12 protein-coding genes are annotated in these 14,488 nt (G+C 58.2%); 9 read left to right on the top strand and 3 right to left on the bottom strand.

Going from position 1 to position 14,488, the window contains the following annotated elements:
- Window positions 1-583: 583 nt before the first annotated feature.
- Window positions 584-1,111 carry an outer membrane protein assembly factor BamE gene (locus tag A7K61_RS21310; RefSeq protein WP_032895265.1) on the bottom strand — a complete coding sequence of 176 codons (528 nt, stop codon included), beginning with the start codon at window positions 1,109-1,111 and terminating at the stop codon, window positions 584-586.
- Between the two features lie 98 nt (window positions 1,112-1,209).
- On the opposite strand from A7K61_RS21310, the gene fur reads away from it, so the two are divergent.
- Window positions 1,210-1,614, top strand: coding sequence for a ferric iron uptake transcriptional regulator (gene fur, locus A7K61_RS21305; RefSeq protein WP_003194220.1), 405 nt, complete (start codon window positions 1,210-1,212; stop codon window positions 1,612-1,614).
- An 85-nt stretch (window positions 1,615-1,699) separates the two neighbouring features.
- Here fur and recN read toward each other — a convergent pair whose 3' ends face one another.
- Window positions 1,700-3,373, bottom strand: a complete 1,674-nt coding sequence (gene recN, locus A7K61_RS21300; protein ID WP_003194217.1) for a DNA repair protein RecN — start codon at window positions 3,371-3,373, stop codon at window positions 1,700-1,702.
- A 254-nt stretch (window positions 3,374-3,627) separates the two neighbouring features.
- Between recN and grpE the strand changes: the two genes are divergently transcribed.
- The 8 genes from grpE to A7K61_RS21260 all read left to right on the top strand — a co-directional run bounded on the left by grpE (window position 3,628) and on the right by A7K61_RS21260 (window position 14,101).
- Window positions 3,628-4,188 carry a nucleotide exchange factor GrpE gene (gene grpE / locus A7K61_RS21295; RefSeq protein WP_003194215.1) on the top strand — a complete coding sequence of 187 codons (561 nt, stop codon included), beginning with the start codon at window positions 3,628-3,630 and terminating at the stop codon, window positions 4,186-4,188.
- Window positions 4,189-4,290: 102 nt separating this feature from the next.
- Window positions 4,291-6,213 (top strand): molecular chaperone DnaK, encoded by a 1,923-nt coding sequence (dnaK, locus tag A7K61_RS21290; protein WP_003194213.1) that lies wholly within the window; start codon window positions 4,291-4,293, stop codon window positions 6,211-6,213.
- A 317-nt stretch (window positions 6,214-6,530) separates the two neighbouring features.
- On the top strand, window positions 6,531-7,655 hold the full coding sequence (gene dnaJ / locus A7K61_RS21285; protein WP_014719958.1) for a molecular chaperone DnaJ: 1,125 nt from the start codon (window positions 6,531-6,533) through the stop codon (window positions 7,653-7,655).
- Window positions 7,656-7,665: 10 nt separating this feature from the next.
- Window positions 7,666-8,472: a 4-hydroxy-tetrahydrodipicolinate reductase gene (dapB, locus tag A7K61_RS21280; protein ID WP_003194209.1), complete on the top strand. Its 807-nt coding sequence runs from the start codon at window positions 7,666-7,668 to the stop codon at window positions 8,470-8,472.
- Window positions 8,473-8,731: 259 nt separating this feature from the next.
- Window positions 8,732-9,868, top strand: a complete 1,137-nt coding sequence (gene carA, locus A7K61_RS21275; protein ID WP_003194208.1) for a glutamine-hydrolyzing carbamoyl-phosphate synthase small subunit — start codon at window positions 8,732-8,734, stop codon at window positions 9,866-9,868.
- Window positions 9,869-9,973: 105 nt separating this feature from the next.
- Window positions 9,974-13,195 carry a carbamoyl-phosphate synthase large subunit gene (gene carB / locus A7K61_RS21270; protein ID WP_069558306.1) on the top strand — a complete coding sequence of 1,074 codons (3,222 nt, stop codon included), beginning with the start codon at window positions 9,974-9,976 and terminating at the stop codon, window positions 13,193-13,195.
- Window positions 13,192-13,668, top strand: coding sequence for a transcription elongation factor GreA (gene greA, locus A7K61_RS21265; protein ID WP_003194203.1), 477 nt, complete (start codon window positions 13,192-13,194; stop codon window positions 13,666-13,668). Before carB ends, greA begins: the two co-directional genes overlap by 4 nt.
- Window positions 13,669-13,696: 28 nt before the next feature.
- Complete coding sequence (locus A7K61_RS21260) at window positions 13,697-14,101, top strand: hypothetical protein (protein ID WP_044268600.1); 405 nt, start codon at window positions 13,697-13,699, stop codon at window positions 14,099-14,101.
- Window positions 14,102-14,110: 9 nt separating this feature from the next.
- Here A7K61_RS21260 and A7K61_RS21255 read toward each other — a convergent pair whose 3' ends face one another.
- The gene (locus A7K61_RS21255) at window positions 14,111-14,419 is read right to left on the bottom strand and encodes a YhbY family RNA-binding protein (protein ID WP_003176146.1); all 309 of its coding nucleotides are present in this window, start codon (window positions 14,417-14,419) and stop codon (window positions 14,111-14,113) included.
- Window positions 14,420-14,488 lie beyond the last annotated feature (69 nt).

Below are 14,488 nucleotides of genomic sequence, written 5' to 3'. Positions count from 1 at the left end.
GGAGCTGGCTTGCCTGCGATAGCGGTGGTTCAGTTGAAGAGTCATTGACTGGCACAGCGCTTTCGCGAGCAAGCCCGCTCCCACAGGGGATCTGAGCCAGGCGCTGATTTTGTGGGCAATACATGGCTAATGTGGGAGCTGGCTTGCCTGCGAAAGCGGTGGTTCAGTTGAAGAGTCATTGACTGACACAGCGCTTTCGCGAGCAAGCCCGCTCCCACAGGGGATCTGAGCCAGGCGCTGATTTTGTGTGCAATACATGGCTAATGTGGGAGCTGGCTTGCCTGCGAAAGCGGTGGTTCAGTTGAAGAATTATTGACTGACACACCGTCTTCGCGAGCAAGCCCGCTCCCACAGGGGATTTGAGCCAGGCGCTGATTTTGTGGGCAATACATGGCTAATGTGGGAGCTGGCTTGCCTGCGAAAGCGGTGGTTCAGTTGAAGAATTATTGACTGACACACCGCCTTCGCGAGCAACCCACTCCCACAGGGATCTGAGCCAGGCGCTGATGCTGTGGGCAATATCGCTATGCAAATGGCAGACAACAAATAGCCCGGCATGCCGGGCTTTTTATCGAGTGCAAAATTATTGCGGGCTGGTGTCCAGAGGCTCAGGCGTCGGCACGGGCACGGTTTCCACGTTGTCGATGTCTTTCTGGATGCTGTCCAGCAGGGAACCTGGCTTGGCCGGTACCTCGGATTTTGGTTTTTCAGCTTGCTGCGCAGGGGCGGTCACGTTGGTGCCGCTGTCCTTGCCCAGCAAGGCTTCATCGCGGCTTACGCCGGGCATGAAGTCACCTGACAGGCTCACGAGCTGGTCATTGCCATTGAAGATGACACTGACACGCTCCTGTTGGCGTTCACCGCCACCCGGCTGCAGGCTGTAGAGATAATCCCAGCGATCGGCATGGAAAGTGTCGGTCAGCAGGGGATTACCCATGATAAACCGTACTTGCCGTCGGGTCATTCCCGGGCGTAACTGGTCTATCATGTCCTGCGTGACGACATTGCCCTGCTGGATGTCGATTTTGTAAACCCCGGGGAATGAACAACCGGCGAGTGCGAGCAGTCCCACAAAGGTGAAACTGGTTAGCAAGAGCTTGGTGTTTTGCATCGGTGGGCGACTTCCACTATCTTGGCTGGGACAACGTAAACGCCGATCATACCCGTATTAAGAGAAGCTGCGAAGCAGCATCCGCGAGAAAGCTAACCATGGTTGAAAATAGCGAACTACGCAAAGCCGGTCTCAAAGTGACTCTGCCACGAGTCAAGATTCTACAAATGCTCGATTCTGCTGAGCAGCGCCACATGAGTGCCGAAGACGTTTACAAGGCGCTGATGGAGTCTAACGAGGACGTCGGCCTGGCCACGGTCTACCGTGTACTGACCCAGTTTGAAGCCGCAGGGCTGGTGGTTCGTCATAATTTCGACGGCGGTCATGCGGTGTTTGAATTGGCTGACGGTGGTCACCATGACCACATGGTTGACCTGGATACCAATGAGGTTATCGAGTTCACCAGCCCTGAAATCGAAGCGCTGCAGCACAAGATTGCTGAGGAGCATGGGTTCGATTTGGTCGACCACAATCTCGTGTTGTACATCCGTAAGAAAAAGTAAAAATCGACGCAGTTTTGCTTTGCGAAACGATTGAAGGCGACCCTCGGGTCGCCTTCGTGCTTTCTATCGAGGGGAAAATGTCGCTTCAAGCCTTCGCGGCCACCACCATTTTTTTCGCGTGAGCCAAGGACTCTTTAGTCAAGTCGATACCACCAAGCATCCGCGCCACTTCTTCCACCCGTTCCGACTTGTTCAGCTTGGAGACGGCGGTGTGTGTCGCGTCGCTACCGCGCACCTTATGCACAAACAGGTGCTGATGCCCTTGAGCTGCCACTTGCGGCAAGTGGGTCACCGTAAGCACCTGGCCGCGATCCCCCAGGCGGCGCAGCAATTGGCCAACAATTTCTGCGGTCGGCCCGCCAATGCCCACATCCACTTCATCGAATACCAGGGTGGGTACCCGTGAGGTCTGTGCGGTAATCACCTGGATCGCCAGGCTGATCCGCGAGAGTTCGCCGCCGGAGGCCACTTTGGCCAGGGCCTTGAGCGGTTGGCCGGGGTTGGCACTCACTAGCAGTTCGACGTGCTCCAGCCCATGGGGCTGCAATTCTTGACTGGCGTTGGGATGCAACTCGATGGTGAAGCGCCCGCCTGGCATACCCAGGCGTTGGATTTCCAGCTCAACGGCGCTTGCCAGGCTAGTAGCTGCCTGCTGGCGCAGAGCGCTCAGTTCCCGGGCTTTTTCCTGATAATGACGGGCAAACGAAGCGAGCTCCTCGCCCAATCGCTCAATGGATTCGTCGTTCGCGTTGAGTGTTTCGATTTCATCCAGCAGTTTTTGCTGCATGGTTGCGACTTCCGTCGGCTGGATTCGATGCTTGCGAGCCAGGGTATAAATAGTGTCCAGGCGTTCTTCTATTTCCTGCAGGCGTGCTGGGTCGGCGTCGAAGTGATCCAGGAAACGATTGAGTTCGCCCACGGCCTCTTCAACCTGGATCTGCGCGCTGGTCAGCAGGGTGGTCGCTTCGCTCAGTGAGCCAGAAGCATTGTTCACGCTGGACAGGCGATTGAGGCTGGCCGTCAGCGCGTTGAGCACATTGCCGGAGTCGCTCTCGCTGCATTGCTCGACCACTTGGCGGCAGATGCCCAGCAGGGTTTCGGCGTTGGTCAGGTTCTTGTGTTCCTGCTCAAGCTGTTCCAGCTCGGTCTCACCCAGGCCCAGGCTTTCGAGCTCTTCCAATTGATAGCTGAGCAACTGGTGGCGGGCGCGTTGTTCGTCGCCGGAGTTGGAAAGGCGTTCCAGTTCCTGTCGTGTCTGGCGCCAGCGTTGGGCGGCCAGTTGAACTTGCCGGGAAAGGTCGGTGGCACCGGCGTACTCATCGAGCAGGCGACGGTGGGTATCGGTTTTCAACAGGGATTGGTGTTCGTGCTGACTGTGGATATCGATCAGCAATTCGCCCAGGGCTTTCAGGTCGCCCAGTGGGCAGGGCGTGCCGTTGATATAGCCACGGGATCGCCCCTCGGCGGTGATCACCCGGCGCAGAATGCAGGGGCCTTCATTATTAAGGTCGCGCTCGGCCAGCCATGCCTCGGCTTCAGGGATGTCCGCCAGGTCGAAGGTGGCCAGGATATCGGCCTTGTCGGAGCCAGGGCGTACCACGCCACTGTCAGCGCGATCGCCAAGCGTCAGGCCGAGGGCGTCAAGCATGATCGACTTGCCGGCGCCGGTTTCGCCTGTGATTACGCTCATCCCGCGATCCAGTTCAAGATCCAGATGTTCAACGATGGCGTAGTTATGTACAGACAGGTGCACGAGCATGACGGCCGCTCCCAGGCTTTAGGTCTGGTTATTTATACAGTGTTTTGTTCGGGGCTGACAATCCTGGCGCTTAGCTCGATTTGCTTGAGTCGCGATTTTTTTTAGCGCGATGTGGAATGAGCGTGAAGGAAATGATCCAGGTCAATCGAAAGACTTTTGGTAACGCCTGCGCCCTTGAACCTGAAAATTGTGGCCCCATATACCGGAGCAGAAGCGCGAGTTGAGTTCGCGCATGATTTTGAAAGGAGAAATCTATGGCTGACGAACAGACGCAGGATACGCAAACTCCAGACGCCAATTCGGCTGCCGGTGATGAACTGGCGACTCGTGTGCAAGTGCTCGAAGAGCAATTGGCCGCTGCGCAGGATCAATCGTTGCGTGTTGCCGCCGATCTGCAGAACGTCCGCCGCCGTGCCGAGCAGGATGTAGAGAAGGCTCACAAGTTCGCACTGGAAAAATTCGCCGGTGACCTGCTGCCGATCATCGACAGCCTGGAGCGTGGTCTTGAGTTGTCCAACCCGGACGACGAAAACATCCGCCCAATGCGCGAAGGCATCGAGCTGACCCTGAAAATGTTCCAGGACACCCTGAAGCGCTATCAGTTGGAAGCGATCGATCCGCAGGCCGGCGAGCCGTTCAATGCTGAGCATCACCAAGCCATGGCCATGCAGGAAAGCCATGACCTGGAACCCAATAGCGTGATCAAGGTGTTCCAGAAGGGTTACCAGCTCAACGGTCGCCTGATGCGCCCGGCAATGGTGGTGGTGAGCAAGGCTCCTGCACCCGTTGCACCTTCTATTGATGAGCAGGCTTGAAATCCGCCGCAAGGCCCCCATTTATAAGTCAAGCGTTTAAGTGCTACCGCAGTTAGCCACAACTGCTGCGGCAACCAAATTCAAGTTTCGGGAGAGTAAATCATGGGCAAAATTATCGGTATCGACCTGGGGACCACCAACTCCTGCGTCTCCGTGCTGGAAAACGGCGTTGCAAAAGTTATTGAAAACGCCGAAGGCGCACGTACCACTCCGTCGATCATCGCTTACGCCAACGACGGTGAAATCCTCGTCGGCCAATCGGCCAAGCGTCAGGCAGTGACCAACCCGCACAACACCCTGTACGCGGTAAAGCGTCTGATTGGTCGTAAGTTCGACGAAGAAGTCGTACAGAAAGACATCAAGATGGTGCCTTACAAAATCGCCAAGGCCGACAACGGTGACGCCTGGGTTGAAGTGAACGGCCAGAAAATGTCGCCGCCACAAATCTCGGCTGAAATCTTGAAAAAGATGAAGAAGACCGCCGAAGACTACCTCGGTGAAGCAGTGACTGAAGCGGTGATCACCGTTCCGGCCTACTTCAACGACAGCCAGCGTCAGGCCACCAAAGACGCCGGCCGCATCGCGGGCCTGGATGTAAAACGTATCATCAACGAACCAACCGCAGCTGCTCTGGCTTACGGTATGGACAAGGCCAAGGGCGATCACACCGTGATCGTTTACGACCTGGGTGGCGGTACGTTCGACGTTTCCGTGATCGAGATCGCAGAAGTTGACGGCGAGCACCAGTTTGAAGTGTTGGCCACCAACGGTGACACCTTCCTGGGTGGTGAAGACTTTGACATTCGTCTGATCGACTACCTCGTTGACGAATTCAAGAAAGAAAGCGGCATGAACCTCAAAGGTGACCCGCTGGCCATGCAGCGCCTGAAAGAAGCCGCTGAAAAAGCCAAGATCGAGCTGTCTTCCGCTCAGTCGACCGACGTGAACCTGCCGTACATCACTGCAGACGCTACCGGTCCTAAGCACTTGAACGTGAAAATCTCGCGTTCCAAGCTCGAAGCGCTGGTTGAAGACCTGGTTCAGCGCACCATCGAACCTTGCCGCATCGCGCTGAAAGACTCCGGTATCGACGTTGGCTCTATCAACGACGTGATCCTGGTAGGCGGTCAGACCCGTATGCCACTGGTTCAGAAGCTGGTCACCGAGTTCTTCGGCAAAGAAGCGCGTAAAGACGTGAACCCGGACGAAGCCGTTGCCATGGGTGCTGCCATCCAGGGTGCCGTACTGGCCGGTGACGTGAAAGACGTGTTGCTGCTGGACGTAAGCCCGCTGACCCTGGGTATCGAAACCATGGGTGGCGTGATGACTGCGCTGATCGAGAAAAACACCACGATTCCTACCAAGAAATCCCAGGTGTTCTCGACTGCCGATGACAACCAGGGCGCCGTGACTATCCACGTGCTGCAGGGCGAGCGTAAGCAAGCTGCGCAGAACAAGTCCCTGGGCAAGTTCGACCTGGCTGAGATTCCACCAGCACCACGTGGCGTGCCACAAATCGAAGTGACCTTCGACATCGACGCCAACGGCATCCTGCACGTCGGCGCGAAAGACAAGGCCACCGGCAAAGAGCAGAAGATCACCATCAAGGCCAACTCCGGCCTGTCTGATGAAGAAATTCAACAGATGATCCGTGATGCTGAAACCAATGCTGAAGCGGACAAGAAGTTCGAAGAGTTGGCAGGCGCCCGTAACCAGGGTGACGCGCTGGTTCACTCGACGCGTAAAATGATCGCTGATGCTGGCGACAAAGTGACCGACGAAGAGAAAACCGCAATCGAAGCGGCAGTGGTTGCCCTGGAAGCCGCCATCAAAGGCGACGACAAGGCTGCCATCGAAGCCAAGGTTGAGGAGCTGTCGAAAGTCTCCGCGCCAGTTGCTCAGAAAATGTACGCCGAACAAGGCCAGCCGGCTGACGGCGCTGCGCAACAAGCAGAGCCTGAAGCCAAGCACGACGATGTTGTCGATGCCGAGTTCGAAGAAGTTAAAGACGACCAGAAGAAGTAACTTGGTCGCCCGGTTGACCGCTCACAAGCGGTGACTGGTAGGATGTCGCCGCGCGGGAGCTTGCTCCCGCGTTGGCGTGTCTGGGGTATGCGAATTTTTACAGCATGCGACAACGCTCGGATGCTGGCGGTGTGAACGGGAATGCTCCTGCTTTCCGAATGACAGTCACCGCGTTTTTGGCCGGGTCCCTGGCTGAAAGCAGTAATGACCAGGATCGTTGAATTGACGTGAGTTGGGTCCGGGCCTGTATTGGGGCTCAACGAGTTTGGCAGGGTTCAGGAGGGCCAGGTCGAACGTCCTTAAGAGTGCAAAGACTTATGGCAAAGCGTGACTATTACGAAGTATTGGGTGTGGAGCGTGGCGCCAGCGAGGCGGAGCTGAAAAAGGCCTACCGTCGCCTGGCGATGAAGCACCACCCGGACCGTAATCCGGATAACAAAGAATCCGAAGAGATGTTCAAAGAGGCCAACGAGGCCTACGAATGCTTGTGTGATCCCAATAAGCGTGCAGCCTACGACCAGTATGGCCATGCCGGTGTCGACCCGAGCATGGGCGGCGGCGGTGCCGGTTTTGGTGGCCAGAACTTCTCCGATATTTTCGGCGACGTATTCAGCGACTTCTTCGGCGGTGGCCGTGGTGGTCAGCGTGGCGGCCCTCAGCGCGGCAGCGACCTGCGTTACACCCTGGAGCTGAACCTGGAAGAGGCCGTGCGCGGCACCAGTGTCAATATCCGTGTGCCGACGCTGGTTAACTGCAAGCCGTGCGATGGCTCCGGTGCGAAGAAAGGCTCCTCGCCGATCACGTGCCCGACCTGTGGCGGTATCGGGCAGGTGCGCATGCAGCAGGGCTTTTTCTCGGTGCAGCAAACCTGCCCGCGTTGCCATGGCCAGGGCAAGATCATTTCTGATCCGTGCGACTCCTGCCACGGCGAAGGCCGCGTCGAAGAGTACAAGACGCTGTCGGTGAAAGTGCCGGCGGGTGTGGATACCGGTGATCGTATTCGCCTGTCGGGCGAAGGCGAGGCGGGTGCCCAGGGCGGCCCTACGGGCGACCTGTACGTGGTGATCAATGTGCGTGAGCACTCGATCTTCCAGCGTGACGGCAAGCATTTGTTCTGCGAAGTGCCGATCAGTTTTGTTGATGCAGCACTGGGTGGCGAGCTGGAGATTCCGACGCTGGATGGTCGGGTCAAGCTCAAGATTCCCGAGGGGACTCAAACCGGCAAGCAGTTCCGCATTCGTGGCAAAGGCGTTGCGCCCGTGCGTGGTGGCGGTGCTGGCGACCTGATGTGTCGTGTGGCGGTTGAAACCCCCGTGAACCTGAATCGTCGTCAGCGTGAACTGCTGGAAGAGTTCCGCAGCTCGCTGGAAGGCGATGACTCGCACTCACCGAAGACCACAGGCTTCTTCGACGGTGTAAAACGCTTCTTCGGCGACCTGTAAGGATCTGAATATGCGACGTATAGCCGTAATGGGCGCTGCCGGGCGCATGGGTAAGACGCTGGTCGAGGCGGTGCAGCAACGCTCGCCGGCCTCCGGGCTGACGGCGGCGATTGTTCGCCCAGGCAGTACGTTGATCGGCGCGGACGCAGGTGAGTTGGCCTCATTGGGCCGCATCGGTGTTTCGCTGTCTGGCAACCTTGAGCAGGTGGCTGACGAATTCGACGTGCTGATCGACTTCACCCTGCCGGAAGTGATGCTGAAAAATCTGGCCTTCTGCCGCAAGGCAGGCAAGGCCATGGTGATCGGCACGACCGGTTTGAGTGCCGAGCAGAAGCAGTTGCTGGTGGAGGCGGGCAAGGATATTCCGATCGTCTTCGCGGCCAACTTCAGCGTGGGCGTAAACCTGTCGCTGAAATTGCTGGACCTGGCGGCGCGCGTGCTGGGTGATGAAGCAGATATCGAGATCATCGAGACCCACCATCGCCACAAGATCGACGCGCCTTCGGGCACGGCATTGCGCATGGGTGAAGCCATTGCGGATGCGCTGGGTCGCGATCTGTCGAAAGTGGCGGTGTACGGGCGTGAGGGCCATACCGGTGCTCGTGCGCGTGACACCATTGGTTTTGCCACTGTGCGCGGTGGTGATGTGGTCGGTGATCACACGGTGCTGTTTGCCACCGAAGGTGAGCGTCTGGAAATCACCCACAAGGCCTCCAGTCGCATGACCTTCGCCAAGGGCGCGGTGCGTGCTGCGCTCTGGTTGGAAGGGCGTGAGCCAGGCCTGTACGACATGCGTGACGTGCTGGATCTGCACTAAGCAGTAGCTAAAACGGGGGCTCAGGATTATCCTGTGGCCCCGTTTTTACCCGCTAAGCGACGTCCTGTCGCATTCCCCTGCCTTTAAGGCTCATTAGCGGTGGACCAAAAAAGCCTTTTTCTGTAAGCTACAGCTTTAGTGTGTCCACTAAAAGCGCGCAGAATAATTCAGTGAAGAAGCGGGGTGACGTGTCCATACGTCACTCCGCTTTTTTACAACCTGCGATCGCCCTTTCAGGCTTTATTTACGGGAGGTCTTCTTGACTAAGCCAGCCATACTCGCCCTTGCTGATGGCAGCATTTTTCGCGGCGAAGCCATTGGAGCCGACGGTCAAACCGTTGGAGAGGTGGTGTTCAACACCGCCATGACCGGCTATCAGGAAATCCTTACCGATCCTTCCTACGCCCAACAGATCGTTACCCTGACCTATCCGCACATCGGCAACACCGGCACCACGCCGGAAGATGTCGAGTCTGATCGTGTTTGGTCGGCGGGCCTGGTGATTCGTGACCTGCCACTGGTTGCGAGCAACTGGCGTAACACGATGTCGCTGTCCGATTACCTGAAAGCCAACAACGTTGTGGCGATCGCCGGTATCGATACGCGCCGCCTCACGCGCATCCTGCGTGAAAAAGGCTCGCAGAACGGCTGCATCATGGTCGGTGACAATATTTCCGAAGAGGCGGCGATTGCCGCAGCGCAAGGCTTCCCTGGCCTGAAGGGCATGGACCTGGCGAAAGTCGTCAGCGTCAAAGAGAAGTACGAGTGGCGTTCCACTGTGTGGGATCTGAAGACCGACAGCCACGCGACTATCGAGGCTGCCGATCTGCCTTACCACGTGGTCGCCTATGACTACGGCGTCAAGTACAACATCCTGCGCATGCTCGTCGAGCGCGGTTGCCGCGTGACCGTGGTGCCTGCGCAAACCCCTGCCAGCGATGTGCTCGCGATGCAGCCGGACGGTGTATTCCTGTCCAACGGCCCGGGTGACCCTGAGCCATGCGACTACGCTATCCAGGCCATCAAGGACGTGCTGGAGACCGAGATTCCGGTGTTCGGTATCTGCCTTGGCCACCAACTGCTGGCTTTGGCCTCCGGCGCCAAGACCCTGAAAATGGGCCACGGCCACCACGGTGCCAACCACCCGGTACAAGATCTGGACACCGGTGTTGTGATGATCACCAGCCAGAACCACGGTTTTGCGGTGGATGAAGCCTCCCTGCCGAGCAACGTGCGCGCCATTCACAAGTCGCTGTTCGACGGTTCCCTGCAAGGCATTGAGCGCACCGACAAGAGCGCGTTCAGCTTCCAGGGCCACCCTGAAGCCAGCCCGGGCCCGAACGACGTAGCGCCGCTGTTCGACCGTTTCATCAATGAGATGGCCAAGCGACGCTGACTGAGTGGCCTGCGGGCGGCCCCGTATCGCGGTGGCCCCCGCAGGCTCTTCAAAGATTGTTCAAGACGGCTTGCCGACTGACCTGCGGATTTGAGTGACAAACCCATGCCAAAACGTACAGACATAAAAAGCATCCTGATTCTCGGCGCTGGCCCGATCGTGATCGGCCAGGCCTGCGAATTCGACTACTCCGGCGCCCAGGCCTGTAAAGCCCTGCGCGAGGAGGGCTACCGCGTCATCCTGGTGAACTCCAACCCGGCCACCATCATGACCGACCCGGCCATGGCCGACGCCACCTACATCGAGCCGATCAAGTGGCAGACCGTTGCCAAGATCATCGAGAAAGAGCGCCCGGACGCGCTGCTGCCAACCATGGGCGGCCAGACCGCTCTGAACTGCGCCCTGGACCTGGAGCGCGAAGGCGTCCTGGAAAAGTTCGGCGTAGAGATGATCGGTGCCAATGCCGACACCATCGACAAGGCTGAAGACCGTTCGCGTTTCGACAAGGCCATGAAGTCGATCGGCCTGGCTTGCCCGCGTTCCGGTATCGCCCACAGCATGGAAGAGGCCAACGCGGTCCTCGAGACCCTGGGCTTCCCGTGCATTATCCGTCCGTCCTTCACCATGGGCGGCACCGGCGGCGGTATCGCTTACAACCGTGAAGAGTTTGAAGAAATCTGCGCTCGCGGCCTGGACCTGTCGCCGACCAAAGAGCTGCTGATCGACGAATCCCTGATCGGCTGGAAAGAATATGAGATGGAGGTTGTCCGCGATAAGAAGGACAACTGCATCATCGTCTGCTCCATCGAAAACTTCGACCCGATGGGCGTGCACACCGGTGACTCGATCACCGTGGCGCCAGCACAGACCCTGACCGACAAGGAATACCAGATCCTGCGTAACGCCTCCCTGGCGGTATTGCGCGAGATCGGCGTTGAAACCGGCGGTTCCAACGTTCAGTTCGGCATCTGCCCGGACACCGGCCGCATGGTCGTGATCGAGATGAACCCACGTGTATCGCGTTCTTCGGCACTGGCCTCGAAAGCGACTGGCTTCCCGATTGCGCGTATCGCTGCCAAGCTGGCTATCGGCTACACCTTGGACGAGCTGCAAAACGAAATCACCGGCGGCGCGATGCCGGCGTCTTTCGAGCCGTCTATCGACTACGTCGTGACCAAGCTGCCGCGCTTTGCCTTCGAGAAATTCGCCAAGGCGGATGCGCGCCTGACCACCCAGATGAAGTCTGTTGGTGAGGTCATGGCGATCGGCCGCACCTTCCAGGAGTCCTTGCAGAAAGCCCTGCGCGGCCTGGAAGTCGGCGTTTGCGGCCTGGACGAGAAGCTCGACCTGAGCAACCCGGAAAGCATGAGCATCCTCAAGCGCGAGCTGACCGTGCCGGGCGCCGAGCGTATCTGGTACGTGGCGGACGCCTTCCGTGCCGGCCTGAGCGTCGAAGATATCTTCGGCATGAACATGATCGACCCGTGGTTCCTGGTGCAGATCGAAGATCTGATCAAGGAAGAAGAGAGGGTCAAGACGCTGGGTCTGTCGTCTATCGACCGCGACCTGATGTTCCGCCTCAAGCGCAAAGGTTTCTCCGACCAGCGTCTGGCCAAGCTGCTGGGTGTGACCGAGAAGAACCTGCGCACTCATCGCCACAAGCTGGATATCTTCCCGGTCTACAAGCGCGTTGACACCTGCGCCGCGGAATTCGCCACCGACACGGCCTACATGTACTCCACCTATGAGGAAGAGTGCGAAGCCGCGCCGACGGGCCGCGACAAGATCATCATCCTGGGTGGCGGTCCGAACCGTATCGGCCAGGGCATCGAGTTCGACTACTGCTGCGTACACGCCGCCCTCGCCCTGCGCGAAGACGGGTACGAGACCATCATGGTCAACTGCAACCCGGAAACGGTTTCCACTGACTACGACACTTCCGACCGCCTGTACTTCGAGCCGGTAACGCTGGAAGACGTCTTGGAAATCTGCCGCGTCGAGAAGCCTAAAGGCGTGATCGTCCAGTACGGCGGCCAGACCCCGCTGAAATTGGCGCGCGCCCTCGAAGCCGCCGGCGTGCCGATCATCGGTACCAGCCCGGATGCGATTGACCGTGCCGAAGACCGTGAGCGTTTCCAGCAAATGGTTGAGCGCCTGAACCTGCGTCAGCCGCCGAACGCCACCGTGCGCAGCGAAGACGAAGCCATCCGCGCGGCCAGCAAGATCGGCTATCCGCTGGTGGTGCGTCCGTCCTACGTGCTGGGCGGCCGGGCGATGGAAATCGTCTACGAAGAAGAAGAACTCAAGCGCTACCTGCGTGATGCGGTGAAAGTCTCCAACGACAGCCCGGTGCTGCTGGACCACTTCCTCAACTGCGCCATCGAAATGGACGTGGATGCGGTCTGCGACGGCACGGATGTAGTCATCGGCGCCATCATGCAGCACATCGAACAAGCCGGTGTTCACTCCGGTGACTCGGCCTGCTCGCTGCCGCCGTACTCGCTGCCGGCGCACATCCAGGACGAGATGCGCGAACAGGTCAAGAAGATGGCCTTGGAATTGGGCGTTGTCGGCCTGATGAACGTACAGTTGGCGCTGCAAGGCGAAGACATCTACGTCATTGAAGTCAACCCGCGTGCTTCGCGTACCGTGCCGTTTGTTTCCAAGTGCATCGGTGTGTCCCTGGCCATGATCGCTGCGCGTGTGATGGCCGGTAAGACCCTGAAGGAAATCGGCTTTACCAAGGAAATCATTCCGAACTTCTACAGTGTGAAAGAGGCGGTGTTCCCATTCGCCAAGTTCCCTGGCGTGGACCCGATCCTGGGCCCAGAGATGAAGTCCACCGGTGAAGTGATGGGCGTGGGCGATACCTTTGGTGAAGCATTCGCCAAGGCCCAGATGGGCGCCAGCGAAGTGCTGCCAACCGGTGGTACCGCGTTTATCAGCGTGCGTGATGACGACAAGCCACTGGTTGCAGGGGTCGCCCGCGATCTGATCAACTTGGGCTTTGAAGTCGTGGCTACCGCCGGGACCGCCAAGCTGATCGAAGCTGCCGGCCTGAAAGTACGCCGCGTGAACAAGGTGACGGAAGGCCGTCCGCACGTGGTCGACATGATCAAGAATGACGAAGTCACCCTGATCATCAACACCACCGAAGGTCGTCAGTCGATCGCGGACTCCTATTCCATTCGTCGTAATGCCTTGCAGCACAAGATTTACTGCACCACTACCATTGCTGCTGGCGAAGCTATCTGTGAGGCGCTCAAGTTCGGTCCGGAAAAGACCGTGCGTCGCTTGCAGGATCTACACGCAGGATTGAAGGCATGATCAAATACCCAATGACCGTCCAGGGCGCCAAGGCCCTGGAAGAGGAACACGCCCATCTGACCAAGGTCGTACGTCCAAAGCTGAGCCAGGACATCGGTACGGCCCGCGAGCTGGGTGACTTGAAGGAAAACGCTGAATACCATGCTGCTCGTGAGCAGCAGGGTATGGTCGAGGCGCGGATTCGTGACATCGAGGGCCGGATTCAGAATCAGGTCATCATTGATGTCACCTCCATCCCTCATACCGGTAAAGTGATTTTCGGCACCACTGTTGAGATCGCCAACGTCGAGACTGATGAGCGCGTTGTCTATCACATCGTGGGTGAAGATGAAGCTGACTTCAAACTCGGCAAGATCTCTGTTGGTTCGCCGCTGGCCCGCGCCTTGATTGCCAAGGAAGAGGGTGATGTGGTGGCCGTCAAGACGCCGGGTGGCGTGATCGAGTACGAGATTGTCGAAGTTCGTCACATCTGAAAGACGGCGCCCGCTGCGTGCGGGCGCCATGCTTTGGCAGCTCTCTCAGATGCTTTGGGTGGGCGGCCTATGGCTGTTGCATATTGGTGTATTGCCGGCGTTGGGCCTGATTGGCCTGGCGCCGCTGCTGATCGATGAGATCGACGGATTGCTGAGTGCGCTGCTGGTGAGTTTTGCGGCGGCGTGCGTGCTGCTTCAGGTGTTGGTGCTGGTCAAGGCTGAAGGCCTGAAGAGTTTGTGGCGGGATATTCGCGGGCAACTGCTGCTGATGGCGCTGTATGCATGCGCAATGTTTTGCGTGGTGCATGTGTGGCTGCCGCAAGCGTTGCGCTGGCAGTTATTCAGCTATCTTGTGCTAGGGTTCTCTGGCCTGGTGCTGGTTATGCAACCTGCGCCGGGATGGAGTGGCGGGGCGCGCGAAGCACGCCCTTGACCCTTTTCATCATTTGAAGCGATGAACGTTCGACAGTTGCTTGTTGACGCTGAAATTCTTGCGATACAGCAGCGCCATCTTGCCGATGACCTGAACCAGGTCCGCTTTGCCGACCTTGCACAATTCTGCAACGGCGGCCAGGCGCGCTTCGCGATCAAGGATGTTGACCTTGATCTTGATCAGTTCGTGATCGTTCAGTGCGCGCTCGAATTCGGCTAGCACACCCTCAGTCAAACCGTTGTCTGCCACAATCAGAACTGGTTTCAGATGGTGGCCAATGGATTTGTACTGTTTCTTCTGCTCTTGAGTGAGCGGCATAATCTGACCCCTGCGTCTGATCTTGTAAAAAGCGGCGGCCAGTTTACCCGAGCGAGTCCGGGACCGCCC

It is taken from the genome of Pseudomonas sp. AP42, from assembly GCF_001728935.1.
Taxonomy (GTDB): Bacteria; Pseudomonadota; Gammaproteobacteria; order Pseudomonadales; family Pseudomonadaceae; genus Aquipseudomonas; species Aquipseudomonas lactis.
The sequence above is the reverse complement of the archived record's forward strand: the minus strand, read 5'-3'. Positions and strand labels throughout refer to the sequence as shown.

Excerpts from the sequence above, each read along its gene's own strand:
- A7K61_RS21310 (WP_032895265.1), bottom strand. The coding sequence starts at position 1,111 with ATGCAAAACACCAAGCTCTTGCTAACCAGTTTCACCTTTGTGGGACTG.
- fur (WP_003194220.1), top strand. The coding sequence starts at position 1,210 with ATGGTTGAAAATAGCGAACTACGCAAAGCCGGTCTCAAAGTGACTCTG.
- recN (WP_003194217.1), bottom strand. The coding sequence starts at position 3,373 with ATGCTCGTGCACCTGTCTGTACATAACTACGCCATCGTTGAACATCTG.
- grpE (WP_003194215.1), top strand. The coding sequence starts at position 3,628 with ATGGCTGACGAACAGACGCAGGATACGCAAACTCCAGACGCCAATTCG.
- dnaK (WP_003194213.1), top strand. The coding sequence starts at position 4,291 with ATGGGCAAAATTATCGGTATCGACCTGGGGACCACCAACTCCTGCGTC.
- dnaJ (WP_014719958.1), top strand. The coding sequence starts at position 6,531 with ATGGCAAAGCGTGACTATTACGAAGTATTGGGTGTGGAGCGTGGCGCC.
- dapB (WP_003194209.1), top strand. The coding sequence starts at position 7,666 with ATGCGACGTATAGCCGTAATGGGCGCTGCCGGGCGCATGGGTAAGACG.
- carB (WP_069558306.1), top strand. The coding sequence starts at position 9,974 with ATGCCAAAACGTACAGACATAAAAAGCATCCTGATTCTCGGCGCTGGC.
- greA (WP_003194203.1), top strand. The coding sequence starts at position 13,192 with ATGATCAAATACCCAATGACCGTCCAGGGCGCCAAGGCCCTGGAAGAG.
- A7K61_RS21260 (WP_044268600.1), top strand. The coding sequence starts at position 13,697 with ATGCTTTGGCAGCTCTCTCAGATGCTTTGGGTGGGCGGCCTATGGCTG.
- A7K61_RS21255 (WP_003176146.1), bottom strand. The coding sequence starts at position 14,419 with ATGCCGCTCACTCAAGAGCAGAAGAAACAGTACAAATCCATTGGCCAC.